General features: G+C 60.6%; 19 protein-coding genes. 5 read left to right on the plus strand and 14 right to left on the minus strand.

Annotated features, from left to right (window positions below; all coding sequences use genetic code 11):
- Positions 1-5 precede the first annotated feature (5 nt).
- A complete protein-coding gene (locus ACPWMG_RS14560) occupies positions 6-3071 on the plus strand; it encodes a bifunctional diguanylate cyclase/phosphodiesterase (protein ID WP_483300209.1) in 3066 nt (1021 codons plus the stop codon).
- 124 nt (positions 3072-3195) lie between these two features.
- Here ACPWMG_RS14560 and ettA read toward each other — a convergent pair whose 3' ends face one another.
- Entirely contained in the window at positions 3196-4857 is a 1662-nt protein-coding gene (gene ettA, locus ACPWMG_RS14565; protein ID WP_483300210.1) for an energy-dependent translational throttle protein EttA, read from the minus strand.
- A gap of 275 nt (positions 4858-5132) precedes the next feature.
- Between ettA and ACPWMG_RS14570 the strand changes: the two genes are divergently transcribed.
- Positions 5133-6956, plus strand: coding sequence for a DEAD/DEAH box helicase (locus ACPWMG_RS14570; protein WP_483300211.1), 1824 nt, complete (start codon positions 5133-5135; stop codon positions 6954-6956).
- A 98-nt stretch (positions 6957-7054) separates the two neighbouring features.
- Here ACPWMG_RS14570 and ACPWMG_RS14575 read toward each other — a convergent pair whose 3' ends face one another.
- The 9 genes from ACPWMG_RS14575 to ACPWMG_RS14615 all read right to left on the minus strand — a co-directional run bounded on the left by ACPWMG_RS14575 (position 7055) and on the right by ACPWMG_RS14615 (position 14900).
- Positions 7055-7438, minus strand: coding sequence for a cupin domain-containing protein (locus ACPWMG_RS14575; protein ID WP_483300212.1), 384 nt, complete (start codon positions 7436-7438; stop codon positions 7055-7057).
- An 11-nt stretch (positions 7439-7449) separates the two neighbouring features.
- Positions 7450-8235: an SDR family oxidoreductase gene (locus ACPWMG_RS14580; RefSeq protein WP_483300213.1), complete on the minus strand. Its 786-nt coding sequence runs from the start codon at positions 8233-8235 to the stop codon at positions 7450-7452.
- A complete protein-coding gene (locus ACPWMG_RS14585; protein ID WP_483300214.1) occupies positions 8232-8789 on the minus strand; it encodes a gluconokinase in 558 nt (185 codons plus the stop codon). Before ACPWMG_RS14585 ends, ACPWMG_RS14580 begins: the two co-directional genes overlap by 4 nt.
- A 38-nt stretch (positions 8790-8827) precedes the next feature.
- Positions 8828-9898: an ABC transporter ATP-binding protein gene (locus ACPWMG_RS14590; protein WP_483300215.1), complete on the minus strand. Its 1071-nt coding sequence runs from the start codon at positions 9896-9898 to the stop codon at positions 8828-8830.
- 27 nt (positions 9899-9925) lie between these two features.
- Positions 9926-10777 carry a carbohydrate ABC transporter permease gene (locus ACPWMG_RS14595; RefSeq protein ID WP_483300216.1) on the minus strand — a complete coding sequence of 284 codons (852 nt, stop codon included), beginning with the start codon at positions 10775-10777 and terminating at the stop codon, positions 9926-9928.
- Positions 10774-11646, minus strand: coding sequence for a carbohydrate ABC transporter permease (locus tag ACPWMG_RS14600; RefSeq protein ID WP_483300217.1), 873 nt, complete (start codon positions 11644-11646; stop codon positions 10774-10776). Before ACPWMG_RS14600 ends, ACPWMG_RS14595 begins: the two co-directional genes overlap by 4 nt.
- Positions 11647-11724: 78 nt before the next feature.
- Entirely contained in the window at positions 11725-13101 is a 1377-nt protein-coding gene (locus ACPWMG_RS14605; RefSeq protein ID WP_483300218.1) for an ABC transporter substrate-binding protein, read from the minus strand.
- A gap of 59 nt (positions 13102-13160) precedes the next feature.
- Positions 13161-13904 (minus strand): FadR/GntR family transcriptional regulator, encoded by a 744-nt coding sequence (locus tag ACPWMG_RS14610; protein ID WP_483305250.1) that lies wholly within the window; start codon positions 13902-13904, stop codon positions 13161-13163.
- A 102-nt stretch (positions 13905-14006) separates the two neighbouring features.
- Positions 14007-14900, minus strand: coding sequence for a 2-hydroxyacid dehydrogenase (locus ACPWMG_RS14615; protein ID WP_483305251.1), 894 nt, complete (start codon positions 14898-14900; stop codon positions 14007-14009).
- Positions 14901-15269: 369 nt separating this feature from the next.
- Here ACPWMG_RS14615 and ACPWMG_RS14620 point away from each other — a divergent pair, with 369 nt between their 5' ends.
- The gene (locus tag ACPWMG_RS14620) at positions 15270-17006 is read left to right on the plus strand and encodes an IlvD/Edd family dehydratase (protein ID WP_483300219.1); all 1737 of its coding nucleotides are present in this window, start codon (positions 15270-15272) and stop codon (positions 17004-17006) included.
- Between the two features lie 75 nt (positions 17007-17081).
- Here the strand turns inward: ACPWMG_RS14620 and ACPWMG_RS14625 are convergent, their stop codons facing one another.
- From ACPWMG_RS14625 to ACPWMG_RS14635, 3 genes are read right to left on the minus strand one after another with little or no spacing between them, the layout of a single operon-like run.
- Positions 17082-18221: an L-talarate/galactarate dehydratase gene (locus ACPWMG_RS14625; protein ID WP_483300220.1), complete on the minus strand. Its 1140-nt coding sequence runs from the start codon at positions 18219-18221 to the stop codon at positions 17082-17084.
- An 11-nt stretch (positions 18222-18232) separates the two neighbouring features.
- Positions 18233-19192 (minus strand): Bug family tripartite tricarboxylate transporter substrate binding protein, encoded by a 960-nt coding sequence (locus ACPWMG_RS14630; RefSeq protein ID WP_483300221.1) that lies wholly within the window; start codon positions 19190-19192, stop codon positions 18233-18235.
- Between the two features lie 49 nt (positions 19193-19241).
- Complete coding sequence (locus ACPWMG_RS14635; RefSeq protein ID WP_483300222.1) at positions 19242-20339, minus strand: lactonase family protein; 1098 nt, start codon at positions 20337-20339, stop codon at positions 19242-19244.
- 578 nt (positions 20340-20917) lie between these two features.
- Between ACPWMG_RS14635 and ACPWMG_RS14640 the strand changes: the two genes are divergently transcribed.
- Both ACPWMG_RS14640 and ACPWMG_RS14645 read left to right on the plus strand, forming a co-directional pair.
- Complete coding sequence (locus ACPWMG_RS14640; RefSeq protein ID WP_483300223.1) at positions 20918-22939, plus strand: hypothetical protein; 2022 nt, start codon at positions 20918-20920, stop codon at positions 22937-22939.
- A gap of 49 nt (positions 22940-22988) precedes the next feature.
- Positions 22989-23564 (plus strand): PEP-CTERM sorting domain-containing protein, encoded by a 576-nt coding sequence (locus tag ACPWMG_RS14645; RefSeq protein WP_483300224.1) that lies wholly within the window; start codon positions 22989-22991, stop codon positions 23562-23564.
- Positions 23565-23569: 5 nt separating this feature from the next.
- Here the strand turns inward: ACPWMG_RS14645 and ACPWMG_RS14650 are convergent, their stop codons facing one another.
- Positions 23570-24625, minus strand: coding sequence for a VWA domain-containing protein (locus ACPWMG_RS14650; protein WP_483300225.1), 1056 nt, complete (start codon positions 24623-24625; stop codon positions 23570-23572).
- Between the last annotated feature and the right edge of the window lie 2 nt (positions 24626-24627).

Here is a 24627-nt window from a genome sequence, read left to right on the forward strand (position 1 = left end):
AAGCCGTGGATGCAGCCCCTCCGTCCTCTGCGTTGGTAGATGCCCAGCCTCCCGCGGCGGTCGACCTACCGCGTCTGGCACGCTGGCTGCCATGGCTCACCTTGGTGTTGTCGCTGGTGTGTTCGGCCTATGTCACCCTGGAGCTGGATGCATTGCGCCGCACCGAGAACCGGCAACGTGTCGATGCCCTTGCGGCCGACCACGCGCATGCCATTCAGGTAACCCTGGAACGCACGCTCTCCAGTACCTATGCCCTGGCGGCACTGGTACGCCAAAGCCGCGGCAGTTTTCCCAATTTCACGGCCGTTGCCGAAGAAATGCGCGCACTTTACCCAGGTGCCTCGATCCTCGGGCTGGCGCCGGGGGGCGTCATCCGCCAATTGGTGCCGCTGGCTGGCAACGAACGCTCCATTGGCTTCGATGCCTTGAAAGACCCGATACAAGGCCCCGAGGCACGGCAGGCCATCACGACCAAGCAGCTCACACTGGCCGGCCCGTTCAATCTGGTGCAAGGCGGATTGGGGGCCGTAGGGCGACAACCCATCTTCATGCCCAACCCGGAAGGCAATATCGAGTTTTGGGGCTTTTCGTACGTGGTGATGCGTTTTCCTGAAGCCCTGTCGAGCGCACGGCTGGACAGCATGAGCGAGCACGGGCTGCACTATGCGTTGTGGCGCATCATGCCCAACTCGGGCGCACGCCAGACCATAGCCACCTCGGTCACAGCCGAGGATGCCGCGCCGCCCACCGAGGGTGCCCGCAGCGAAGCATTGGTTGACCCGGTGGACCGTGAAATCAACCTCCCCAACGGCAATTGGGTGCTGAGTGTGGCACCGATCAAGGGATGGGCCGACCCCGCTGGTGTGGCGCGCAAATTTGGCCTGGGCGTGGCGGTGAGCCTGTTGCTCAGCTACTTGACGCTGCTTCTGGTGCGGCTGAAGCGCCACGAAAAAGGCTTGGAACGGCAGGTGCAAAAGCGCACCAGCCAAATTTTTGTGGCGCAAAACAAGCTGCAAGCCACTCTCGACGCCATCCCTGACCTGATGTTCGAGCTGGACCTGAACGGCATCTGCCACGACTACCACGTGCCTTCCACTGCACCATACCTGCAGCCCAGCCTGGAGGAGTTGAAGAAAAGTGTGGGCCGCCACGTGAGCGAACTGCTGCCGCCCGAGGCGACACAAAAAGTACTGTTGTCGCTGCAGCAGGCGCAGCGCAACGGGCGCTCTGATGGGCAGCAGTTCCAGATGCAGATGTCCCACGGCACCGCGTGGTTCGACATTTCGGTGGCGGCCAAGCCACCTGACCCCGATCAATCTCAGCGTTTCATTGTGCTGGCGCGCGACGTCACCGCACGCAAGCAAACCGAGACGGACCTGCGCGTGGCCGCCACCGCCTTCGACGCCAACCAGGGCATGGCGATCACCGATGCCGACAAGCTGATCATCAAGGTGAATCCGGCGTTTACCGACATCACCGGCTACAGCCAGGAAGAAGCATTGGGCAAGAGCCTGAACTTCCTCAATTCGGGTCGCCACGACACCGCGTTTTACGCCCACATGTGGCAGACCGTGATTGACGCAGGCTCGTGGCGCGGCGAGATATGGAACCGTCGACGCAACGGCGACATCTACCCCGACATGCGCACGGTGACAGCCGTGCGCGGCGAAGGCGGGCACATCACCCACTTCGTCAACACCTTTTCCGATATCACCCAGCGCAAGGCGACCGAAGACGAAATCCGCAAACTCGCGTTCTACGACGCCCTCACCCAGTTGCCCAACCGGCGCTTGCTGCTGGAGCGGCTGCGTGTGTCGCTCACCAGTTGCGCGCGCAGCCATCAGCGGGGCGCGTTACTGTTCATCGACCTGGACAACTTCAAGGCGTTGAACGATACCCAGGGGCACGATGTAGGCGACCTATTGCTGCAGTTGGTGGCCCAGCGCCTGAGCGAATGTGTGCGCAAGGCCGACACCGTGGCCCGCTTGGGCGGCGACGAATTTGTGATGATGATCGACGAACTGGATGCCGATGAGACCACCGCCGCCGCACATGTGATCCACGTTGGCGAGAAAGTGCTGCAGTCGTTAAACCAGCCCTACACCCTGGTGGGTCGTGAGTTCCACATCACGCCAAGCATCGGCATCACCCTGTACGACGGGCAGGCCCAGACCACCGACGAACTACTGAAGCAAGCCGATCTGGCGATGTACCAGGCCAAAGCCGCCGGGCGCAACACCATGCTGTTCTACGACCCGCATATGCAGACGGTGGTGAACGCGCGCGTGGCGCTCGAAGCCGATATCCGCCAAGGCATCAGCCAACAGCAGTTTCTGCTGCACTACCAGCCCCAGGTGGACGGTAGTGGCCGCGTCATTGGCGTCGAGGCATTGCTGCGCTGGGCCCACCCCGTCAGTGGCATGGTTCCGCCGTCTTCCTTCATTCCGCTGGCCGAAGAAACCGGGCAGATCCTAATGCTGGGCCAATGGGTGCTACAGCAAGCCTGCACCCAGTTGGCCGAGTGGGCACACCATCCCATGCGCCAAGCGTGGACGCTGGCAGTCAACGTCAGCGCGCGCCAGTTCCGGCAGATTGATTTTGTGGAGGACGTGCGCCAGGTGCTGCGCGACACGGGCGCCAACCCGCGTCGCTTGAAGCTGGAGCTGACCGAAACCATGCTGCTGAACGACCTAGACGACACCATCGCCAAGATGGATCTGCTGCAAGAGCAAGGCGTTGGCTTTTCCCTTGACGACTTTGGCACGGGCTACTCGTCACTGGCTTACCTGAAGCTGCTCCCGCTAGACCAGTTGAAGATTGACCAATCCTTTGTACGCGACCTGCTCAATGACCCGAACGACGCCGCCATTGCGCGCACCGTGATCGCTCTGGCGCGCGTGCTGGGCCTGAACGTGATTGCCGAAGGCGTGGAAACCGCCGAGCAACATGCGTTTTTGCTGCACGAGGGCTGCGATGCCTACCAGGGCTATTTGTTTGCCCGCCCGTTGCCCCTGGACACGTTGGAAGCCTGGGCCGACGAGCGTGAAGCGGCGGTGCCGCAGAACGCGTAACGCCCACTTCGCGCTTCTATCCATAAAAAAGCGGCAATACCCTTTAAGGATATTGCCGCTTAGCGCAATGACAGCAAGCGTAAGCTGCTATCAAAACCTTATGTCAAAGGTTTAGTTCAAAGCCTTACTTCAACGCCTTGTAGCGCATGCGCTTGGGCTTGGCGCCTTCTTCGCCCAGACGCTTCTTCTTGTCGGCTTCGTACTCTTGGTAGTTGCCGTCGAAGAAGGTCCATTGGCTGTCGCCTTCGGCGGCGAGGATGTGCGTGGCGATACGGTCCAGGAACCAACGATCGTGGGAGATCACCAGCATGGTGCCGGCGAATTCCAGCAACGCGTCTTCCAACGCGCGCAGGGTTTCCACGTCCAAGTCGTTGGACGGTTCGTCAAGCATCAGCACGTTGCCGCCCGCCAGCAATGTCTTGGCCAAATGCAGGCGTCCGCGTTCACCGCCGGAGAGCATGCCAACCTTCTTCTGCTGGTCGCCACCGCTGAAGTTGAAGCGGCCGCAATACGCACGGCTGGCCATCTGGAACTTGCCCACGTTGATGATGTCGAGACCACCGGAGATGTCTTCCCAGACTGTCTTCTCGTTGGCCAGGTCGTCACGGTGCTGGTCAACAAACGCCATCTTCACGGTGGAGCCGATGACCACTTCACCGGAATCTGGTTGTTCCTTGCCGGCAATCAGCTTGAACAAGGTCGACTTACCGGCGCCGTTCGGGCCGATGATGCCGACGATGGCGCCTGCAGGAATGTTGAAGCTCAGATTGTCGATCAGCAAACGGTCGCCAAACGACTTGCTCACCCCCTTGAACTCGATCACTTGGCTGCCCAAGCGGTCGGCCACGGGGATGAAGATTTCGTTGGTCTCGTTGCGCTTTTGGTATTCGTAATCGCTCAATTCTTCGAAGCGGGCCAGACGCGCCTTGCTCTTGGCCTGGCGCGCCTTGGGGTTCTGGCGCGACCATTCCAATTCCTTCTTCAAGGCCTTGGCACGGGCTTCTTCACCCTTTTGTTCGGCTTCCAGGCGTGCGCCCTTTTGCGTCAGCCAATCGGAATAATTGCCCTTGTACGGAATGCCGGAGCCACGGTCGAGTTCCAAAATCCACTCAGCCGCGTTGTCCAGGAAGTAGCGATCGTGGGTAATGGCCACCACGGTGCCCGAGTAGCGCTGCAGGAATTGCTCCAGCCAGTCCACCGATTCGGCGTCCAAGTGGTTGGTGGGTTCGTCAAGCAACAGCATGTCGGGCTTGCTCAGCAGCAGGCGGCATAGCGCCACGCGGCGCTTTTCACCACCGGACAACACGCCGATGTTGGCGTCCCACGGCGGCAGGCGCAGCGCGTCGGCGGCGATTTCGAGTTGGTGCTCAGAATCGGTGCCGGCGGTGGCGATGATGGCTTCCAGCTCGGCCTGTTCGGCAGCCAGGGCGTCAAAGTCAGCGTCTTCTTCGCCGTAGGCGGTGTACACCTCTTCCAGGCGTGCCTTGGCAGCAAACACTTTGCCCATGGCCGCTTCCACGCTTTCACGCACGGTTTGGGTCGGGTCCAACTGGGGCTCTTGCGGCAGGTAGCCGATGTTCAGGCCCGCCATCGGGGTGGCTTCGCCTTCGATCTCCTTGTCGATGCCGGCCATGATTTTCAGCAGGGTCGACTTGCCCGAGCCATTGGTCCCGAGCACGCCGATCTTGGCGCCTGGGAAGAAGCTCAGGGAAATGTCTTTGAGAATGTGGCGCTTGGGCGGCACGATCTTGCCGACGCGATTCATGGAGAAAACGTATTGGGCCATCTTTGCGTGTTGGGTGTTGTATGTGTGTGGATGAGGAAGGAAATTTCTGCCGAAACTCGGATAAATCAGAAATGATTAATTGGGGATTATCCCAGCATGCGACAATACGGGGGTTGCAGAATTCCAATTGACTGCGACACCAGCACATGGCTGGGGGTCAAAACACCCTGTTTTGTATCCATTTCCTTTGAATCTTGTCTGCCTTTGATTGGTGCCCGCGTCCACGATGCGAGCGATAGGCCAGACGTCCAAGCGCCCCGGACGGGCGCAACAACATGAACTTTGAAGAACTGAATCTGGCCCCAGCCATTCTGGAGGCCGTGCAAGAGCAAGGCTACACCTCGCCAACGCCTATCCAGGCCCAATCGATTCCTCTCGTGCTCGCCGGCCATGACCTGCTCGGCGGCGCCCAAACCGGCACCGGCAAAACGGCTGCCTTCACCCTGCCCCTGCTGCACCGCCTGAGCATTGGCGAGCCTGTGCAAAACAAATTCGGCGGCAAGGGCATTCGCGCCCTGGTGCTGACCCCCACCCGTGAACTCGCCGCCCAGGTCGAAGAATCGGTGCAAACCTACGGCAAGAACCTGAAACTCACGTCTACCGTGATCTTCGGCGGCGTAGGCATGAACCCGCAAATCAACCGCGTCAAAAAAGGCGTGGACATTCTGGTGGCCACCCCTGGCCGCCTGCTCGACCTGCTGCAACAAGGCGTGCTGGATCTGGGCCAAGTGCAAATGCTGGTGCTCGACGAAGCCGACCGTATGCTCGACATGGGTTTCATCCATGACGTGAAGAAGGTGCTGGCCGCTGTGCCCAAAGAAAAGCAAAGCCTGCTGTTCTCGGCCACCTTCAGCGACGAAATCCGCGAACTCGCCTCTTCGCTGCTGAAAAACCCACAAAGCGTGCAAGTCACGCCGCGCAACACCACGGTGCAACGCATCACGCAAGTGATCCACCCCGTGGGCCGCGGCAAGAAAAAGGCTTTGTTGGTGCACATCATCCAGCAGCACAACTGGAGCCAGGTGCTGGTGTTCACGCGCACCAAGTTCGGCGCCAACAACGTGGCCGAGTTCCTGACGAAGAACGGTATCTCTGCCATGGCGCTGCACGGCAACAAGAGCCAATCGGCCCGTACGCAAGCCTTGCAAGGCTTCAAGAGCGGCGATATCCGCGCTCTGGTGGCCACCGACATCGCCGCACGCGGTATCGACATTGACGAGTTGCCACACGTGGTGAACTACGAAATCCCGAACGTCTGCGAAGACTACGTGCACCGCATCGGCCGTACCGGCCGCGCAGGTGCCGAAGGTGCTGCCGTCAACCTGGTGTGCATGGACGAAGAAGGTTTCATGCAAGATATCGAACGCTTCACCAAGCAAGACATCGCTGTGCAAGTGGTGGAAGGCTTTGGCCCTGAAGCTGGCGAAAAGGCTGAGCCTATTGCCATGGGTCGCCAAACCATCTGGGGCGGCGCTGGCAAGCCGCCAAGCCGCGACGTGATGCAAGCCGCTGCCAAGGCCGCTCGCTCCGAAATGATGCAACGCATCCGCGACAACAAGGGCACCCAAGGCGGTGGCGGCGGCAATGGTGGCGGCGGTCGTCGTCCTGAAGGCCGTGGTGACCGTGCCGACCGCGCTGATCGTGGCGAAGGCCAAGGCGCCGGTGATGCACGCGGCCCACGCCCACCAGCACAAGGTCGCGGCGGCCGTGGCCCACGTGGCCCTGGTCAAGGCGGCGGCCAAGGTGGTGGTCAAGGCCATGGCCAACAACGCTTCGGCGGTCAGCGCGGCGAAGGCGGTTACGGTGGTGGTCAAGGTGGCGGCGCACGCCAGCCGGACCCCACCCGCACCGCAACGCTGGGCGGCCGTTCGGGCCCTGCCCCGCGTCCTGCCGGTGGTCAACCTGACCCGATGCGCACCAGCGTCGACATGATGGCCGATCGCGGTCGCCGCAGCTTTGGCGGCGGCGGTGGTGGCGGTTATGGTGGCGGCAACCGCAGCGGCGGTGGCGGTTACGGTGGTGGTGGCGGCCGTAGCGGCGGCGGTGGCCGTGGCGGCTCCGGTGGTCGCGGTGGTTCTGGCGGCGGCTTCGCTCGCTAAGCCATCCATCGCACAACGCTGCCCTTACCGGCGGCGTTTCACCCAAACAAAAGGGGCCGGTACTTGCGTACGGCCCCTTTTGTCATTCTGCGTGGCGCTCAGTCACGCACAAACAGCGTCTGCAGCGGTACGTCACCCACCTGCCGGCTCCAGTGGCCGTGCACCTTGGGGTCAAACGCGGCACCTGCGGGCAATACGTCGGCGGAATAGAAATGCTCACCAGGGCTGAAGATGCGCGAGGTGCCGTCTTGCAGGCCGATTTCCATCTGCCCTTGCAGAATCACCACCCACTGCGTCGTCACCGTGCAGTGGAACTGGCTGCGAAAACCCACCGGGCTGTGGCGCAACTGGTAGCCGCCGGAAGGTGCCAGGGCGGACAACAACGCTTGCGGATTGCCTTCGCTCAATGGAACCGCTTCTTCACGGAATTTGGCGACGCCATCGGTGTCGGTGAAAAGAATGACTTTGTTGAAGGTGGTCATAAAGTAGATATTTAGAGTTGAGCCGTCACGCCGCCGTCGACATACAAAATATGCCCGTTGACGAAGCGCGAGGCATCGCTGGACAAGAAGACCGCCGCACCGGCCAGTTCTTCCACGTCGCCCCAACGGCGACTAGGCGTGCGCCCGGTCAGCCACTCGCTGAACTTGGGGTCGGCCACAAGTTTCTCGTTCAGCTCGGTTTTAAAGTAGCCGGGGCCAATGCCGTTGACGTTGATGCCGTGCGGGCCCCAGTCGATCGCCATGCCCTTGGTGAGCATCTTCACCGCGCCCTTGCTGGCTGCATACGGCGCAATGCCGGGCCGGCCCAGTTCGCTTTGCACCGAGCAGATGTTGATGATCTTGCCGTGCCCGCGCGGAATCATCCGCTGCGCCACGGCCTGCCCCACCAAAAACACGCTGTCGAGGTTGGTGCGCATCAGCTCTGACCAATGCGCCGCCTCATAGTCCTGCAGCGGGCCACGGCGTTGCATGCCAGCGTTGTTGATCAAGATTTCAATCGGGCCGATGGATTGCTCGATCTCGGCCACCGCCGCTTGGGCCGCACCTGGCACGGTCACGTCAAATGCCTTGGCGTGCACTTGCAGGCCTTCGGCACGCAACAGCGCTTCGGCCTCGGCCAGCTTGTCAGCACGGCGTGCGTTCAGCACCACGGTGGCACCGGCTTGGCCCAAGCCACGCGCCAGGGCCAGGCCAATGCCGGCCGATGAGCCGGTGACCAGTGCGATGCGCCCATCCAGCCGGAACGATTGCATAAGGGAGTTGTTGTCTGCTGTCATGTAGAGTGTTTGTGATGGGGCGGAAACGTGGCGGCCGCCACGGCGGCCAATACGCTGGAGACGATCTCAGCCACCGGGCGCTCTACCGAGAACGCCAAGGCGCCCTCGTCTGCACTGGGTGGCTCCAGCGTCTGCAATTGCGAGTCGAGCAATGACGACGGCATGTAGTGTTTGCCACGGCTTTTCATGCGCTCCATCAGCACCGATCTGTCGCCATGCAGGTAGACCAGCCCGAGATCGGCTGCGCCCTGGCGCAACACGTCGCGGTAGCGGTGTTTAAGTGCAGAACACGACAACACCAGCCCCTGGTTTTGCTGCGCAGCAAGCTGTAGCCGCTGCGACAGAATACCGAGCCAGCCTTGGCGGTCTTCATCGGTCAAAGGCGTGCCGGCGGCCATGCGAGCGACGTTCTCTACCGAGTGAAAGTCGTCACCTTCGAGATATGGCACATCCAGGGCTTTGGCGAGCTCGACGCCCACCGTGCTTTTACCGCAACCGCTGACGCCCATGACCACCAGAATGGGGCGCGATGAAATGGGTTTTATAGAAGACATTCGCGTGACTTTACTAGGCTCTGCGTCCGTCTTTTGGCTCATTCCAGGCGCTTGGTTGTGCCCTGGTCAAACAGATGGGTCTTGGGTGTGTCGACGCGCAGGTAAACCGTATCGTCAGCCTTGGCATCGGTGCGGCCGTGCATCACCACCACCAGGCGCGACTCGCCCACTTGCACCAGCAGTTCGGTCTCGGCGCCCGTGGGCTCGACCACGATCACCTTGGCGGCAATGCCGTTGCTGCTGTCGCCAAAAGTGATGTCGGTGGGGCGCACGCCGTAGTGCACGCCCTGCCCGTCCTGGCCTTGCGACAACTGCGCCACGGGCCATTTCGCGCCCTCGGCCTCCACCCAGCTTTGGCCGTCGGCACGGCGCAGCTTGCCTTGCAACACGTTCATCGACGGCGAGCCGATGAACTGCGCCACGAACAGGTTACCCGGACGGTCGAACAATTCAAGTGGCGTGCCGATTTGTTCGACGATGCCATCGTGCATCACCACAATGCGGTCGGCCATGGTCATGGCTTCGATCTGGTCGTGCGTCACGTAGACGGTGGTGGTCTTCAGCCGTTGGTGCAGCGCCTTGATTTCGGCACGCATCGCCACGCGTAGCTTTGCATCCAGATTGGACAGCGGCTCGTCAAACAAGAACACCTTGGGATCGCGCACGATGGCGCGGCCCATGGCCACGCGTTGGCGCTGGCCGCCAGACAACTCGCGGGGATAACGGTCCAGCAGTTTGTCCAGGTTCAAGATACGCGCGGCGTTGCTGACGCGCTGGTTGGTCAACTCGGCATCGGCGTTGCGCAGACGCAGGCTGAAGGCCATGTTTTCACCCACTGTCATGTGCGGATACAGCGCGTAGCTCTGGAACACCATCGCAATATCGCGATCCTTGGAGTCCAGATCGTTCACCACCTTGCTGTCGATGGCGATCTCGCCGCCGCTGATGTCTTCCAGGCCTGCCAGCATGCGCAGCAGCGTGGATTTGCCGCAACCCGATGGGCCCACCAGCACCACGAATTCACCATCAGTGATGTCGAAGCTGATGCCGTGGATGATGTTGACCTTGCCAAAACTCTTCTGAACGTTCTTGAACGATACGGATGCCATGGGGCTTTCCTCTTTTTCTAACTTGGATTAGCTCTTCACGGCACCGGCTGTGAGCCCGGAAACCATGTAGCGTTTGAAGGTGTAGTAAATGGCCGCAGGCGGCAAGGCGTAGATCAAGCCGGTGGTCATGAGCAATTCCCAAGGCGAATCGTCTGCCGCCAGGAAGTTGCCCAGCGCCACGGCCAGCGTCACGCTACGGTCGTTGGACAGCAGCAGGAACGCATACAGGTACTCGTTCCAGGCCAGCAGCAAGGCATAGGTGCCCACAGCGACCAGTGACGGCACCATCAGCGGCAAATACACCAGGCGGAACAGTTGCAGGGCCGAGGCGCCGTCCATCTTGGCGGCTTCGTCCAGCTCGTACGGCAGCTTGTCGGAGGCCTGCTTCAGCACCCAGATGCAATACGGCGAGGCGATGGTCACCATGGCCAGAATCAGCGACCACTGGCTGTTGAGCAGCCCGTAGTTGCCCATGGTCTTGTACATCGGCACGGCCAGGAATGCAGCCGGAATGAAGTACGTCACCAGGGCCATGTTCAGCACCGTGCGCCCGCCGCGCACCTTCAGGCGGCTGATGGCAAACGCCGCGCAGGTCGACACGATCAGCGTGAGCGCTCCGACCGACAAGGCGATGATCAGTGAGTTACCCAGTTGCACCCAGAAGTGGTCAAGGTAGAAGTGCTTGCGCTCGAACACGATGCGGAAGTTGTCGAGCGTGACTTGCTTGGGCCACAGGCGGCCAGAGGTGGCCGAATCCTTGGGCGACAACGCAAACAACACCATGTGGTAGACCGGGATCAGCGTCCACAGCAGGACCGGGATGCCGATCAGCAGCAGCTTGGCTTCGGTGGTAATGGCCCGCAGGCTCCAGCGCTTCATTTCGACAACCTTTTCATCATGAAGTAGACCAACGGGAAAATCAGCGGCAAGGCCACCACGATGGACGCCATCGACAGGTCCACCATGTCCAGGCGCAAGTAACGAATACCCAGCGTAGCCAGCACATGGGTCTGGTCGGCGGGGCCACCGCCCGTCAGCAGGTAGACGCTGTTGAAGTCGCCCAGCGTCCAGATCATCGACAGGATGGTGGAGGTGAGATAGAGGTTACGCATCGACGGCCAGGTGATGAAGCGGAACTTCTGCCAGGAAGTGGCACCGTCCACCGACGCGGCTTCGTATTGCTCGCTAGGGATGGCCAGGCGGCCGGCCACCAGAATCAGCGTCCAGAACGGCAGCGACTTCCAGATGTGCGTCAGCATGGACAGCGACAACGCCAGGATCGGGTCGTTGAGCCAGTTCGGGCCGTCCAGCCCGGTATAACGGAAGATGGTCGAGTTGATCACGCCCCACTCGGGGTTGAGCATGAAGCGGATCGACAGAATGGTGGGAATCGACGGCAAGGCCCAAGGCAAGATGAAGATCAGCGAGACGATCTTGATCCACCAGCGCTCGGTGACGAAGAAACCCGAAAGAATCAGGGCCGCGACCATCTTCACGTTAATGGCCACAAACAAGAAGACCACCGTGTTGATCAGCGCACGGAAGAAAATGGGGTCTTCAAAAAGGTGCTCGTAACTTGAGGGAGAACGTGCCAACCACAGGCCATAGCCGATGGGGTACAGCACAAACGCCAGAAAGACCAAAAGATATGGGATGACGAACATCCGGCCCCAGAACTGCCACGAGGAATCCTTTTTGACGGACTTCGCCACGGGTATGTTGGGGGCTGAAACAGTAGCTTGATTCATAGTGTTCTGGCGAGCGGGCACCCCCGCAGCCGCCGCCCACATGGGCGGGCTGACGGCCGCGGGGTACAGGGCTCGTGCTTACTGGGCTACGACTTTGATCCGGGCAATCATTTCATCAACGGCCTTGTCCACGGGGATCTTGTCGTTGATGACGCGGTTCATCGCTTTGGCCCAAACGTTTTCGTTGTTCAGGACGGTGAACTTGTAGTTCTTGGTGAACTCGAACGGCACGGTGCCGGCGGCGTACTGGTTGTAGACCGACAGGCGATGTGGGTCAGCCTTCCAGAACGGACGTTGCTGTGCAGCCTTGGTCACAGGGAACCAGCGGCCCAGGGAGCCTTCCACGTACGGCGTCAGGTTTTCCTCTTCCAGCAAGAATGCGACGAATTCCTTCGCACGCTTCTTGTTCTTCCCATCCTTGAACACCACGCCCGTCTTCACCGCCGTGCGGTAGACCATCTTCGTGCCATCAGGCTTGTTGGGGAAGCCAGCGGTACGGATGCGCTGCGTGTAGTTCAGCTTGGCCTCGTCACGTTGCGCTTGTGTGAGCGCAGCGTTGTTGGCGTCGTCGAGCCACTTGGCGGCAATGGAGATGGTGGCGTTGTGTGTCAACACCGTCGTCTTGTTGTGGAAGGCAACGTTGTTGTCGGGGTCCTTCCAGCTGGTGGACGACGGTGGTGTGCAACCCTTTTGGTACGGCGCCACGTAATCGGTGATGGCGTTGATCAGGCCGGTGCGCACGGCTGGGTCATCGACCAGCAGCTTGCCGCTATCGTTCACCAGCTTGACGTTGTAGGCGTCCATGAAGGTCAGGAACGAGTAGAACGAGTCGGACGCGTCCACCCCCATGGGTTGACCGATACCGAAGTCGCGGTTACCCGTGGCCTTGCGGCTGGCCGGCTGCACCTTGTCGCACCAGAAGCTCCAGTAGTCTTTCCAGCCGGTGGGGATGTCGCTTTCCTTGAAGCCGGCAGCGGTCAGCATGTCGATCCAGTATTCGATGTGCATCGTCTGCTGCTTGATCGGGAATGCGTAGTACGCGCGGTTCTTCGTCGTATCGTTGTAGAGGAAAGTGGTCTCCACCGTGTTCGGTGCAAAGCGCGACAGCGACGGGCTGATCACGCTGGAGATGTCTTCCAGCTTGCCTTCGTAAGCCCACTTGGCTGTGACCTGGAAGTCATAGACGTCGGCGTAGGCCACATCTGGTGGGCTGCCCGAGTCCATGGCCGCCACGGTCTTCGGAATCATGTCTTGCACGGGGTACTGTGAAAGCTCAACCTTCACACCCTTGTACTTGGCTTCGAACTTCTTGATGGCCTCGAACAAGGCGTCATCTTCGGCTTTATAGAAGCCCTTGACCCAGAAGACGGTCAATTTTTCTTGCGCGGACGCATGACCTGAGGCAATCAGCCCCGCAGCCATGAGTGCCGCCGTGGCGACCAATTTAAATTTCATCTTTATGTCTCCTCACTGTGGTGGTTGAAAACCCATCCGATCCCGTGCTGCTGCAGCGCTTAAGCCGCCTTCAGCACCGGAGCCGGTTTACTCAGCCGCGGCAGGCGCCGCCGGGCCGCCAGGACTTGTTCGATGTCGTCGTGTGCACCATCGATCAAGACCAGGATGGCCTGCTCCGCCTGAGCGACATCCTTCTTTGCCACTGCATCAAGCACCGCCCGGTGCAATGGCAAGGACTTGCGAGGACCATCTTTTTTAATGGTCGAAATTTCAAAACTGGTGCGCAACAAGGCACCAAGCGCCTTGCTCATCTGGATCAACATGCGGTTGTGCGAAGCCCGCAGCAACCCCTGGTGAAAACGCAGGTCGTAGGTGACGTAATCACCGCCCTGCGTCACCGCGCGCTTCATGCCTGCGTAGGCTTCTTCAATACTGGCAATGTCTTCGGCCGTCGCCCGGCTGGCTGCCAGGCACACCGCTGCGGGCTCCACCACGCGGCGCAGGTCCTGCAAGTCGCGAATGAACTCGGGCGACAAACCGGTCTTGGCCTGCCAGGCAATCACATCGGCATCAAACCAATTCCAGTCGTCGGATGGCAGCACCCGTGTGCCCACCTTCGGTCCGGTGTGGATCATGCCCTTGGCCACCAGCGATTTGATGGCCTCGCGGACCACCGTGCGGCTCACGCCCAGCTCTTCGCACAGCACCGGTTCGGGCGGCACCGCACCGCCCACCGGGTAGCGCCCTGCAACGATGGCTTCACCCAGAAAGTCGACAGTGTTGCCGTGTACGTTTTTAATGATCATGGACGGTTACTCGGGATGGGCGATCATCAAAAAAACTGAGGGCCTGTGGCTCTGGGAGATACCCTTGAAACGCCTTGGGGAAACCCGTATGCGCTCAGATCAACCCGGCACGCGCGTCAACAGCGGCTTGCCGCTGAAGTGCGCTTGCAGGTTGCCAAAGGCCAGATCCGCCATGGCGCGGCGCGTTTGCCAGGTGGCACTGGCAATGTGCGGCGTCAGCACCACGTTGTCGAGCACGCGCAATTCTTCAGGCACGCTAGGCTCGCCATCGAACACGTCGAGCGCGGCACCCGCGATCACGTTGTTTTGCAGCGCCTGGATCAGCGCTGGCTGGTCGACCACCGTGCCACGCGCCACGTTGATCAGGAAACCGTTCGGACCCAAGGCCTTCAGCACTTCGGCGTTGATCAAGCCACGTGTGGCTGCACCACCGGGCGTGATGACCATCAGAAAGTCGACCTCGGCCGCCAGCGCCGCAGCACTGGGGTAATAGGTGTACGCGGTATCGGTGCGCTGGGTACGGGTGGTGTACGCGATCGACATGCCAAAGCCTTCAGCCCGCTTGCCAATGGCTTGGCCGATGCGGCCCAGACCCACGATGCCCAAGCGTGCGCCCGTGACCTTGCGCGCCAAAGGCATGGGCCCGTTAGGCCACAGGCCGGCGCGCACAAACTTGTCGGCATGCGGCACACGGCGAGCAATCGACAGCATCAAGGTGATGCCCATGTCGGCCACGTCGTCGGTCAGCACGTCAGGCGTGTTGGTAACAGGAATGTCGCGCTCGGTGGCGGCAGCCACATCAACGCCGTCGTAACCCACACCAAACACGGTGATGACTTCGAGTGCCGGCAGTTGGTCGATCAGCGCGCGGGGCACCTTCGATTCGCCATTGGCCTGAATGCCACGGATGCGCGGGGCGATGGCGGCAAAAGCAGCTGGGTCGGATTCATGGATACGGTCGTGCACGGTGAACTCGGCTTGCAGTGCTTCCATCAGCGGAGGCCAGAGTTTGGCAACGACCAGGATATCGGGTTTGGACACTTTTTCTTCCTTTTGGGTATAGCGCCGAAGGCCGCGCCAGAACCACTTAAAACAATCGAATTCGTCAAAAACTGATTCTTATCATATGACGATTGAATCCCCCAACTATAGGAAAAACCCGCAAGCTAAACGTGAAGTTTTGAAGCACCATCGGGTGCCTCGGATTTCAAGCATTTCGCGTGTGTAGATTTGCCATCAATCATCATATGATATGTTTCAAATGGATGAATTTCTTAGTCTTGACAATGACTTAGGGAAATCCATAACAAAAGATGCATCGCACACGGCCTTTTCGTCATCACTCCACAGCCCCATAAAACCATGAGCCAAAAACCACGGAAACAACCATCAGAATTACGCAGCCAGCAATGGTTTGGTCGCCAGGACCGAGACGGTTTTGCCTACCGCAGTTGGGTCAAGGGCAAAGGTGTGCCACACGACCAGTTTGATGGCCGCCCCGTCATCGGCATCTGCAACACCTTCAGCGAACTCACCCCTTGCAACAGCCACTTCCGCACCTTGGGCGAGCAAGTGAAGATTGGTGTGTATGAAGCCGGTGGCTTTCCCCTCGAATTCCCGGTGATGTCGCTGGGCGAAACCCTTCTGCGTCCCACCGCTATGCTTTACCGCAACTTGGCCAGCATGGATGTGGAAGAAAGCATTCGGGGCAACCCCATCGACGGCGTAGTGCTGCTGATGGGCTGCGACAAAACGACGCCCGCATTGTTGATGGGCGCCTCGAGCGCCAACCTGCCGACCATTGGCGTGTCTGGCGGCCCCATGCTCAACGGCAAATGGCGCGGCCAGGAGTTGGGCTCGGGCACCGGCGTGTGGAGCATGAGCGAGCAAGTGCGCGCCGGCACCCTGAAGCTGCAAGACTTTTTTGAAGCCGAGAGCTGCATGCACCGCAGCCACGGCCACTGCATGACCATGGGCACGGCCTCCACCATGGCTAGCATGGTGGAGGCCTTGGGCATTGGCCTGCCCGGCAACGCCGCCTACCCCGCCGTCGACGGCCGCCGCAACGTGCTGGCGCGCAACGCAGGCCGCCGCATCGTCGAGATGGTGCACACCGACCAGAAGATCGGCGAGGTGCTGACGCGTGAAGCCTTCGAGAACGCCATCCGCACACTGGCGGCCATCGGCGGCTCGACCAACGCGGTGATCCACTTGATTGCCATCGCCGGTCGCCTGGGCGTGGAGTTGAGCATCGACGACTTTGAGCGTCTGGGCAGCGAATTACCCTGCCTGGTGAACCTGCAGCCTTCTGGCGAACATTTGATGGAAGACTTCTGCTACGCCGGTGGCCTGCCGGTGGTGATGAAGGAAATCCAGCACCTGCTGCACCGAGACATCGTCACCGTGAGCGGCCAAACCGTGGCTGAGAACATTGCCGACGCGGAAAACTACGACCCGCGCGTGATCAAGAAGTTTGACGAGCCCTTCAAAGAGAAAGCCGGCATTGCGATTCTGCGTGGCAACCTCGCGCCGCGCGGCGCCGTCATCAAACCAAGTGCTGCTACCCCGGCACTGATGGTGCACACCGGCCGCGCCGTGGTGTTTGAAGACAGCACCGATTTCCACAAACGCATCGACGACGAAAACCTCGACGTGGACGAAAACTGCATCCTGGTGCTGAAGAACTGCGGCCCCAAAGGCTACCCCGGCATGGCCGAAGTGGGCAATATGCCGCTGCCACCCAAAGTGCTGCGCAAAGGCATTACCGACATGGTGCGCATCAGCGACGCGCGCATGAGCGGCACCGCCTACGGCACCGTGGTGCTGCACACCACGCCTGAAGCGGCCGCCGGCGGCCCGCTGGCCATTGTGCAAAACGGCGACATGATCGAACTGAACGTGCCCGAGCGCCGGATGCAGTTGCTCATCAGCGATGAAGAGTTGAAGCGCCGACTGGCGCTCTGGTTGCCACTGGAGCCACAACTCAAATCTGGCTACTGGAAGCTCTACGTGGACCATGTGCTGCAAGCCGACCAGGGGGCGGACTTGGACTTTTTGGTGGGCCAGCGTGGCGCGTTTGTGCCTAAGGACAACCACTGAGTTTTAGCGAAACTTGAATGCAAAAAGCCGGGAGCAATCGCTCCCGGCTTTTTTCTTGGTTATGCACTCAACGGCTCAATGCCGTTTGCCAATCTCGATCTCTTCGCGCGTCCAGGCTTTGGCCTGCTCGCTCAGGCTCAAGCCCAAGCCGGGCCGGGTTGGCACCAACATGCGGCCATTTTTGATTTCCAGGCGCTCGTTGAACAGCGGCTCCAGCCAATCAAAATGTTCCACCCACGGCTCGGTAGCGTAGACCGCACCCAGGTGCACATGCAGTTCCATGGCGAAGTGCGGGCCCAGGCTCAAACCGGCATGTTCGGCCAGGCCCGCAATCTTCAAGAATGGCGTGATGCCGCCCACGCGCGGCGCATCGGGCATCAGGTAGTCGGCCGCGCGGTGACGGATAAGCTCGCCGTGCTCAGCCGCACTGGTCAGCATTTCGCCAGTGGCAATGGCAGTGTCGAACTGCGCGGCCAACGCGGCGTGGCCTTCGAAGTCGTAGGCGTCCAGCGGCTCTTCGATCCACACGAGGTTGTATTGTTCGAGGATGCGGCACATGCGCTGGGCTGTAGGCCGATCCCATTGCTGGTTGGCGTCAACCATCAACGGCATGTCGTCGCCCAGGTGCTTGCGCACGGCCTCCACGCGCTTGATGTCGAGCGCTCGGTCCGGTTGCCCCACCTTGAGTTTGATGCCGCCAATGCCGCGCTCGCGCGAGGCCGCAGTGTTGACCAGCAACTGGTCCAGCGGCGTGTGCAAGAAACCGCCCGAGGTGTTGTAGCACTGCACCGAGTCGCGCTGCGAGCCCAGCAGTTTCGACAACGACAAACCCGCACGCCGCGCCTTCAGGTCGTACAACGCCACGTCAAATGCGCCGATGGCCTGCACCGCCATGCCGCTGCGCCCTACCGACGCGCCGGCCCAGCAAAGCTTGGTCCACAGCTTGGAGATGTCGCTCGGGTCTTCGCCCATCAGCGCGGGCGCCACTTCTTTGGCATGCGCAAACTGGCCCGGCCCGCCGGCGCGTTTCGAGTAGCTGAAACCCAGGCCCCGGTGGCCATCCTTGGTTTCGATTTCGACGAACAGCATCGCAATCTCGGTCATCGGCTTTTGCCGGCCGGTCAACACTTTGGCATCGCTGATCGGGTTGGCCAGCGGCAGATAACACGAGGCGATACGGATCCAGGTGATGCTGTCGGCAGTGGTCTCGGACATGCGTCAGTTCCTCATTCAATGGTGATCTTGCCGGTCTCGATGACCTTCTTCCAGCGCGCGTATTCGGCTTGCTGGAAAGCAGCAAATTCCGCCGGTGTGTTGGCCACCATCTCAAAACCGATGGAGGTGAATTGCTCCTTCACCTTCGGGTCGTTCAGCGCCTCGACAAACGAGGCGTGCGCCTTTTGCAGCACTGCGGGTGGCAGTCCCTTGGGCGCCACGATGGCTTGCCAGGAGGCGACTTCCACACCACTCACGCCTGCCTCGGCCAGCGTGGGCACATCGGGCAACACGGGTGAGCGCTTGGGGCTGGTGATGGCCAGCGCACGCATCTTGCCGCCCTTGATGTACTGCGCCACGGCGTTGATGTTCTGGAACGAGGCATCGACCTGCCCGCCCATCACGTCGGTCTGCGCGGGTGCGCCGCCCTTGTAGGGCACGTGGATGCCCTTGGTGGCAGTCTGCTGCCAGAACAACTCGGCGGTCAGGTGGTCGCTGGAGCCATTGCCTGCAGACGCAAACGTCATCTTGCCGGGGTTGGCTTTTTGGTAGGCGATGACGTCGGCCACGCTTTTGTGCGGCGAGTTCGGCGGCACCACCAATACGTTGGCCGATTGCACCGCCACCGTCACCAGGTCAAAGTCTTTCAACGGGTCATACTGCATGCCCTTGAGCAAATGCGGCACGATCACCAGTGGCCCGAGCGAGGTCACAAGAAAGGTGTAGCCGTCGGGTGCAGCGCGCTTCACAAACGCCGCACCAATGGTGCCGGTGGCCCCGGGCTTGTTGTCGATCAAGAACGACTGTTTGTACTTGTCGGTCAGCTTGGGGCCCACGGCGCGGGCGACCTGGTCCGTGGAGCCGCTGGGTGGGAAAGGCACGATCAGCGTGACCGCCTTTTCAGGCCAGGCTTGTGCGTTGGCGGCCAGGGCGGCAAAGCCCAGCGCAAGAGTCGTCAGTATCTTTTTCATGCTTGTCTCTTGGAGTGTTGAATTCAAAAAGCTGGGGACGAGGCGGGTCTCAAGGCAGATCGACGATCTCGATCCAGTTGGGGTTCTTGCCTACGGCCAAGCGGTTCGGCGTGCCGAGCGCACCAGTCGCGGCGTCGATGGTGTAGACCGAAACGCTGTGTGAGTCCTGTCCTGCCGCCACCAGGAAGCGGCCAGTGGAGTCGATCGCAAAGCCACGCGGCGTCTTCTCGGTCGCGGTTTGGCCCAGCGGCTGCAGCAAGCCGGTGCTGGGGTCGACGCGGAAGGTGGAGATGGTGCTGGAGGTGCGTTCCGAGGCGTAGAGGAATTTGCCGTCTGGCGTCAGATGCATGTCGGCGGCCCATGGCTTGCCGGCAAAGCCTGCGGGCAGCGTGGTCGTGCGCTGCAGCTCGCGCAGCGTGCCCTTGGCAGCATCCCAGGCGTACACGTAGAGCGAAGCATCGACTTCGTTCACCAGGTAGGCGTAACGCTGTGCCTTGTCCCACAAGAAGTGACGTGCGCCCGACTGCGGCGCGGTGGACACCAGCGCGGGGTCGTTCGCCGTGAGCAAGCCTTTCTCCGCATCAAAGCGCCAGATGGACACGTTGTCGCCGCCCAGGCTGGTGGCCACGACGAACTTGTTGGTCGCATCCGCATGGATAGCATGGGCATTCGGCGCGGTTGGAATCAACTGCTGGATCGCGCCGACGGCGCCGTCTTTGCCAATGCTGTTGACGGTGATTTTGTGGCCCGGGAACGAGGCCGCGAACAGCCAGCGGCCGGTGGCATCAAGGTCGATATTGGCCATGCTATCGGCCAACGGAGCTTCGCCAATTTTCTTCAGCTTACCGTTGGATGCATCGATGGCGAAGCTGGTGACGCGAAACGGTTGCGAGCGCAACGCGGCATACAAGAACTTCTTGTCTTGACTTACCACCATGGGCATCACCATGCCGCCTACGGGCACCAGGTCGACGGGCTTCACCACACCTTGGCTACGGTCGAGTTCCAACACCGAAATGTCTTGGCTGTCGGCGTTGGACACATAGACGAACGTAGCAGCCTGGACTGCGCTGCCCAGTGCCAGCCCTAAACCCGAAATGGCCAACACCGCGCGTACCGCTGGGGCGAACCTCAAAGACACCTGCATAAACCGTCTCCTTTTGAAATGACCTGAAAGCTCTAAATGTCATACGTTGTCATACAACGACCCGATTATTTATGGTCAAAAAATCAGCTGTCAATCACTGAAACCCTGCTTTCACGATATCGACTGATATCAAACGCTAAGCGCTCTAAGAATCAATTTTGTGGAAGTTAACGGCAAATGATGGAATTTGATTTCTTGCCGTGGCGGCGAATTCGGTTGCGATAACGTTATCTTTCAATAACTTGTTTCAAAGCTTCAGAACCATCTGCGCCCTCATTCGGAGCTGAGAGTTATGGCAAAGAGGAGACGTGGGCAAAGCCTTCTCTGCCCAGGCTGCTGCGTATGAAATTGACTGATTTTCAGACACAGATTTTGAATATCGATACACCAAAGCAGTCTGTATTGCCAAATCCAGGCACTTTCAAACCATCCGATAACAGATATCAATCGATCACCAAAATCTAGGGTATGCCCCTAAACAGTGCGTCTTGACGTCACCTCAAATGTAAAGATATCGTTAACAGGTTAGATGTACGACATCTGACTATCAGACTCTTTAAAAATTGGAGGAGACCCAAATGCACGTGAAGCATCGACTGTTTTTGCTGAGCACCGTGGCGACTGCCGCCCTGCTCGGCTGTGGCGGAGGCGGCGACGCATCCGATAGCCTGGCGCACGAACAAGGCAGCGCCGTCAAGGGCAGCACCGGCACCGGCAGCATCAAGCCGATCACGCCGGTTGACCCGCTGGTGGCCGCCGCGCAACCGGCACTGTCCGAACAACCGCTGAACACCATCGTCGCCAAGCGCATCCTGCCGCAGATCGACCGGTTTTTCGACCAACTGGTGGCCCAGCGGCTGGACACCGAGATCGACGGCGTGAAGGTGTTTGCCGCCAACAGCGGCGACAAATTCCTGCCTGGCAAGGTGGCCATAGGCATGTCTTACCTGCTGATCAATACGCCCACCACCGATCCCAAATTTGCCGCCTACCTGGCGGGCTACAAGGACATTGCCGACTTCACCGTCGACACCACCAACGAGTCCTGGGGCATCTACTACTACACATCGGCCCTGGTCAAGCTGAAGAAGGCCGGCCTGCTGGAGCAAGCCGTGAGCCCGGCCACGCTGGAGAAGCTGCGCACCAAGCTCGACTTCCGCACCTTTGTGCGCCCTGACTATTCACTCATCAACCTGCCGACCAACTACTACGGCGTGGCCTTCAGCATTGCGCGCCTGCGCTACTTGCTGGGCTGGGAAACAGCCGAAGCCAGCGAAGTGCTGCTGCAGAAAATGATGAACCATTACAAGACCTTCTCGGCCTTTGGGTTCTCGGATGAAACCGACGGCAGTGGCCGCTTTGACCGCTACAGCATCTTGCTCATCGGCGAGATCATGCAGCGCCTGATCGAGACCGGCATGGAGCCCTCGGCTGGCGATACCGCCCTGCTGCGCGGCTGGTTGCGCCAGTCGGTGGACGTGATCAAGGCCAACCTCAACCCGGCCGGCAACGGCGTGTCGTTCGGCCGCAGCCTGGCGGCTTACGGCGACACCGCGTTCACTGAAGTGTTGTCGGCTGCCGCCCACCTCAACGTGTTGAACGCCGAAGAAAAAGACATCGCCTACGCCTTTGCCACACGCATTGCCGCCAAGTACGTGGAGTTTTGGTACGACGAAGAAATGCAGTCGCTCAACATGTGGGAGAAAGGCCGCCGCGTCGACTCGTACCGTGGCAAGGCGCGCATTCTGGGCGAGAACCTGAGCCTGTCGCACCAGCTCATCTACACCGCCAACCTGTGGAACGCCGATGGTTACGGCACCAAGGCGCCGATTGGCACGGGCCAGTTCGTCAGCTACCTGAACACCCTGCCGCGCAGCACACTCACCAAGTTTGCCGGGTTTGATGGCGGCGCCGCCACCTACGACCGTGGCCTGGTGACCTACCGCGACGGCCTGCGCGTGTTCAACCTGCCGCTGGTCAACGGTGCCACCACCTACCACCGCACCAACCCGTACTTTGCGGTGCCGCACTCGTACAACATGCTTTCGGGCGTGGCCGACACGCGTTGGCCGCAACTGCAACCGCAGTTCACCATGAGCAACAACCAGGCGTTGATTCCGGCGTCGTACATCAAGAACGTGCAAACCCAGGAGGTCGGCACCACGCTGAAGGTGAACTACACGCAAGACGCGATGGACCGCACCACCGGCAACGAGCCTGTGAAGGACACCCGCATCACCTCAAAGACCGAATACACCTTCGAGCCCGGCCAGATCACCCGCATCGACACCTACACCCCCACAGGCAACCAGGGCGTGAACAAGATCGAGCTGGAATTCGGCACCTTCTCCACGGGCGTGACCCAGGTGGGCAACAGCTTCAGCTTTGCCAGCGGCGATGTCACCGGCTTCACGCTGGAAGGCCTGAGCAGTTGCACCGCCAGCGACGTGAGTGCGAACGTGGACTACAACACGCCTACTGGCCCGTTGAAGACGGGCATCAAATGCACGTCTGCGGCCAGCACGCTGAACGCACCGTTGACCATCAAGTGGGTGCTGAAGTACCGCTCGCCAAGCATTGCCTCGTTCAAGCCACAGTGAGTTTGACGCCCTGTTCAAGCCACATCTTTAACTCTTAAAACTGATCAACATGAAACAACTCCATCGCGCCCTGCGCGCCATTGCCGTGCCCGTTTTCGCGGCGTTGCTGCCTCTGATGGCGCAAGCAATTCCCGTGACTTTTGACGTCGCTGGCATCAAAAGCCTGGGTGAATTGGGCGCCAGCGCCAACACGGTTCGAGAAATCAACGTCGGTGCCAACGCCGAAATCAAAGGATTCAGCTACACCGTCAACGTCACCTCGGTAGACCCCAGTTGGCTCTCCGAGATGAGCCTGCAATTCAGCGATAGCACGCAATCCTCTGGCGTGGCGCTGAACTTTGGCAACGATGACCATTTCGGCACGGCCACCTACAGCGACAGCTTTGATCTGGTGGCGCTGGGCCTGAACTTCATGGTCGGCAGCGACGGCATCCTGCGGCTCGAATTCTTCGACTCGTATTTCGACAACGTAGGCGCTTTCGACGGCACTTGGAACTTCGGCACCATCACCTTCGACGTAGCCTCGGCCAACACCGTGCCCGAGCCGGCCAGCCTAGCGCTGGTGGTGCTGGCCCTGGCTGGCATGGGCGTGGCAGCATCGCGCCGCGCTTCCAGCCAACGATAAAAAGCTCAAGCTACGCGGCCAAACCAGCGCAGCGACAGCAACGCAGCTGTCAGCGCCAACAAGGCCGCGCCCAGAGCCATCAGGCTAGAAACCTCGGTTTCGCGGGTCTGCACCTGCACCCGCGAACCGAGTTTTTCATAGACGCCGCGCAACTCTTTGGCGGTGCCTGCGTAGTGGTATTCGCCGCCCGTCATCCGCGCCACCTCGCGCAGCGTGGGCTCGTCGAGCTTTAAATACATGGGCATGCCGTCTGCCGCCGAAGCTTCGCCGTCTACCGTGCCCAGGCCAATGGCGTAGATGCGCACGCCACGGTCGGCAGCCATCTTGGCCGCGGCCAGGGTATCGATGCCGGTGGTGCGGCGACCGTCACTCAGGAGAATGATGGCCGCCGATTCATAGGAACCAGGGGGTACGGGGGCGATCTGTGCCGGAGGCGGTTTGGCGCTCTCGTCCAAACTGCGTCCCCGGCTACCAGAAGTGCTTCGAGACAGGCCCCCAAACGTCATGTCGCCCACATCGAGGTGGTGCTCGGGAAACAGCTCCGACAGGCACACCACAATGGCATTGCCCACGGCCGTGCCCATCTGCATTTGAAAGGCGTCAATGGCGGCGGCCAATGCATCGCGGTCGCGCGTAGCCGGCTGCACCACCTGGCTGCTGGCGGCAAAGGTCACCAGGCCGACCTCAATCCCCTTGGGCAATTCGAGCAAGAACGATTTCGCCGCTTCTTGCGCGGCGGCCATGCGCGTGGGCAGCACATCGGTCACCCGCATGCTGAGCGACACATCCATGGCCAGCATCACGGTAGAGCGGGACCAAGGCAGCGTGATGCGCGTGACGGGCCGCGCGGACGCCAACAGCAGCCCTGAGCAGGCCAGCAGCATCAACGCGGGTGGCAGGTGCTGGCGCCACTGACGGCCGGTCGCCGCCGCTCGCACCACGCCCAGGCTGCTAAAGCGCAGCGCCGATTTGCGCCTGCGCCGCAGCAGCCACACATAAGCCGCCAGCAGCAACGGCAGCGCCAACATCAGCCAGAGGAACTGGGGCCACAAGAAGAACATGT

This window comes from Hydrophilobacter chitinilyticus, assembly GCF_049860745.1.
Lineage (GTDB): Bacteria > Pseudomonadota > Gammaproteobacteria > Burkholderiales > Burkholderiaceae_C > Rhodoferax_B.

Coding starts and splice junctions, on each gene's coding strand:
- ACPWMG_RS14595 (WP_483300216.1), bottom strand. CDS start 10,777: ATGAAGCGCTGGAGCCTGCGGGCCATTACCACCGAAGCCAAGCTGCTG.
- ACPWMG_RS14615 (WP_483305251.1), bottom strand. CDS start 14,900: ATGGAAGCACTGCAAGCCGAGTTCACCGTGCACGACCGTATCCATGAA.
- ACPWMG_RS14580 (WP_483300213.1), bottom strand. CDS start 8,235: ATGACAGCAGACAACAACTCCCTTATGCAATCGTTCCGGCTGGATGGG.
- ACPWMG_RS14585 (WP_483300214.1), bottom strand. CDS start 8,789: ATGTCTTCTATAAAACCCATTTCATCGCGCCCCATTCTGGTGGTCATG.
- ACPWMG_RS14570 (WP_483300211.1), top strand. CDS start 5,133: ATGAACTTTGAAGAACTGAATCTGGCCCCAGCCATTCTGGAGGCCGTG.
- ACPWMG_RS14620 (WP_483300219.1), top strand. CDS start 15,270: ATGAGCCAAAAACCACGGAAACAACCATCAGAATTACGCAGCCAGCAA.
- ACPWMG_RS14605 (WP_483300218.1), bottom strand. CDS start 13,101: ATGAAATTTAAATTGGTCGCCACGGCGGCACTCATGGCTGCGGGGCTG.
- ettA (WP_483300210.1), bottom strand. CDS start 4,857: ATGGCCCAATACGTTTTCTCCATGAATCGCGTCGGCAAGATCGTGCCG.
- ACPWMG_RS14630 (WP_483300221.1), bottom strand. CDS start 19,192: ATGAAAAAGATACTGACGACTCTTGCGCTGGGCTTTGCCGCCCTGGCC.
- ACPWMG_RS14635 (WP_483300222.1), bottom strand. CDS start 20,339: ATGCAGGTGTCTTTGAGGTTCGCCCCAGCGGTACGCGCGGTGTTGGCC.
- ACPWMG_RS14650 (WP_483300225.1), bottom strand. CDS start 24,625: ATGTTCTTCTTGTGGCCCCAGTTCCTCTGGCTGATGTTGGCGCTGCCG.
- ACPWMG_RS14600 (WP_483300217.1), bottom strand. CDS start 11,646: ATGAATCAAGCTACTGTTTCAGCCCCCAACATACCCGTGGCGAAGTCC.
- ACPWMG_RS14590 (WP_483300215.1), bottom strand. CDS start 9,898: ATGGCATCCGTATCGTTCAAGAACGTTCAGAAGAGTTTTGGCAAGGTC.
- ACPWMG_RS14625 (WP_483300220.1), bottom strand. CDS start 18,221: ATGTCCGAGACCACTGCCGACAGCATCACCTGGATCCGTATCGCCTCG.
- ACPWMG_RS14645 (WP_483300224.1), top strand. CDS start 22,989: ATGAAACAACTCCATCGCGCCCTGCGCGCCATTGCCGTGCCCGTTTTC.
- ACPWMG_RS14575 (WP_483300212.1), bottom strand. CDS start 7,438: ATGACCACCTTCAACAAAGTCATTCTTTTCACCGACACCGATGGCGTC.
- ACPWMG_RS14640 (WP_483300223.1), top strand. CDS start 20,918: ATGCACGTGAAGCATCGACTGTTTTTGCTGAGCACCGTGGCGACTGCC.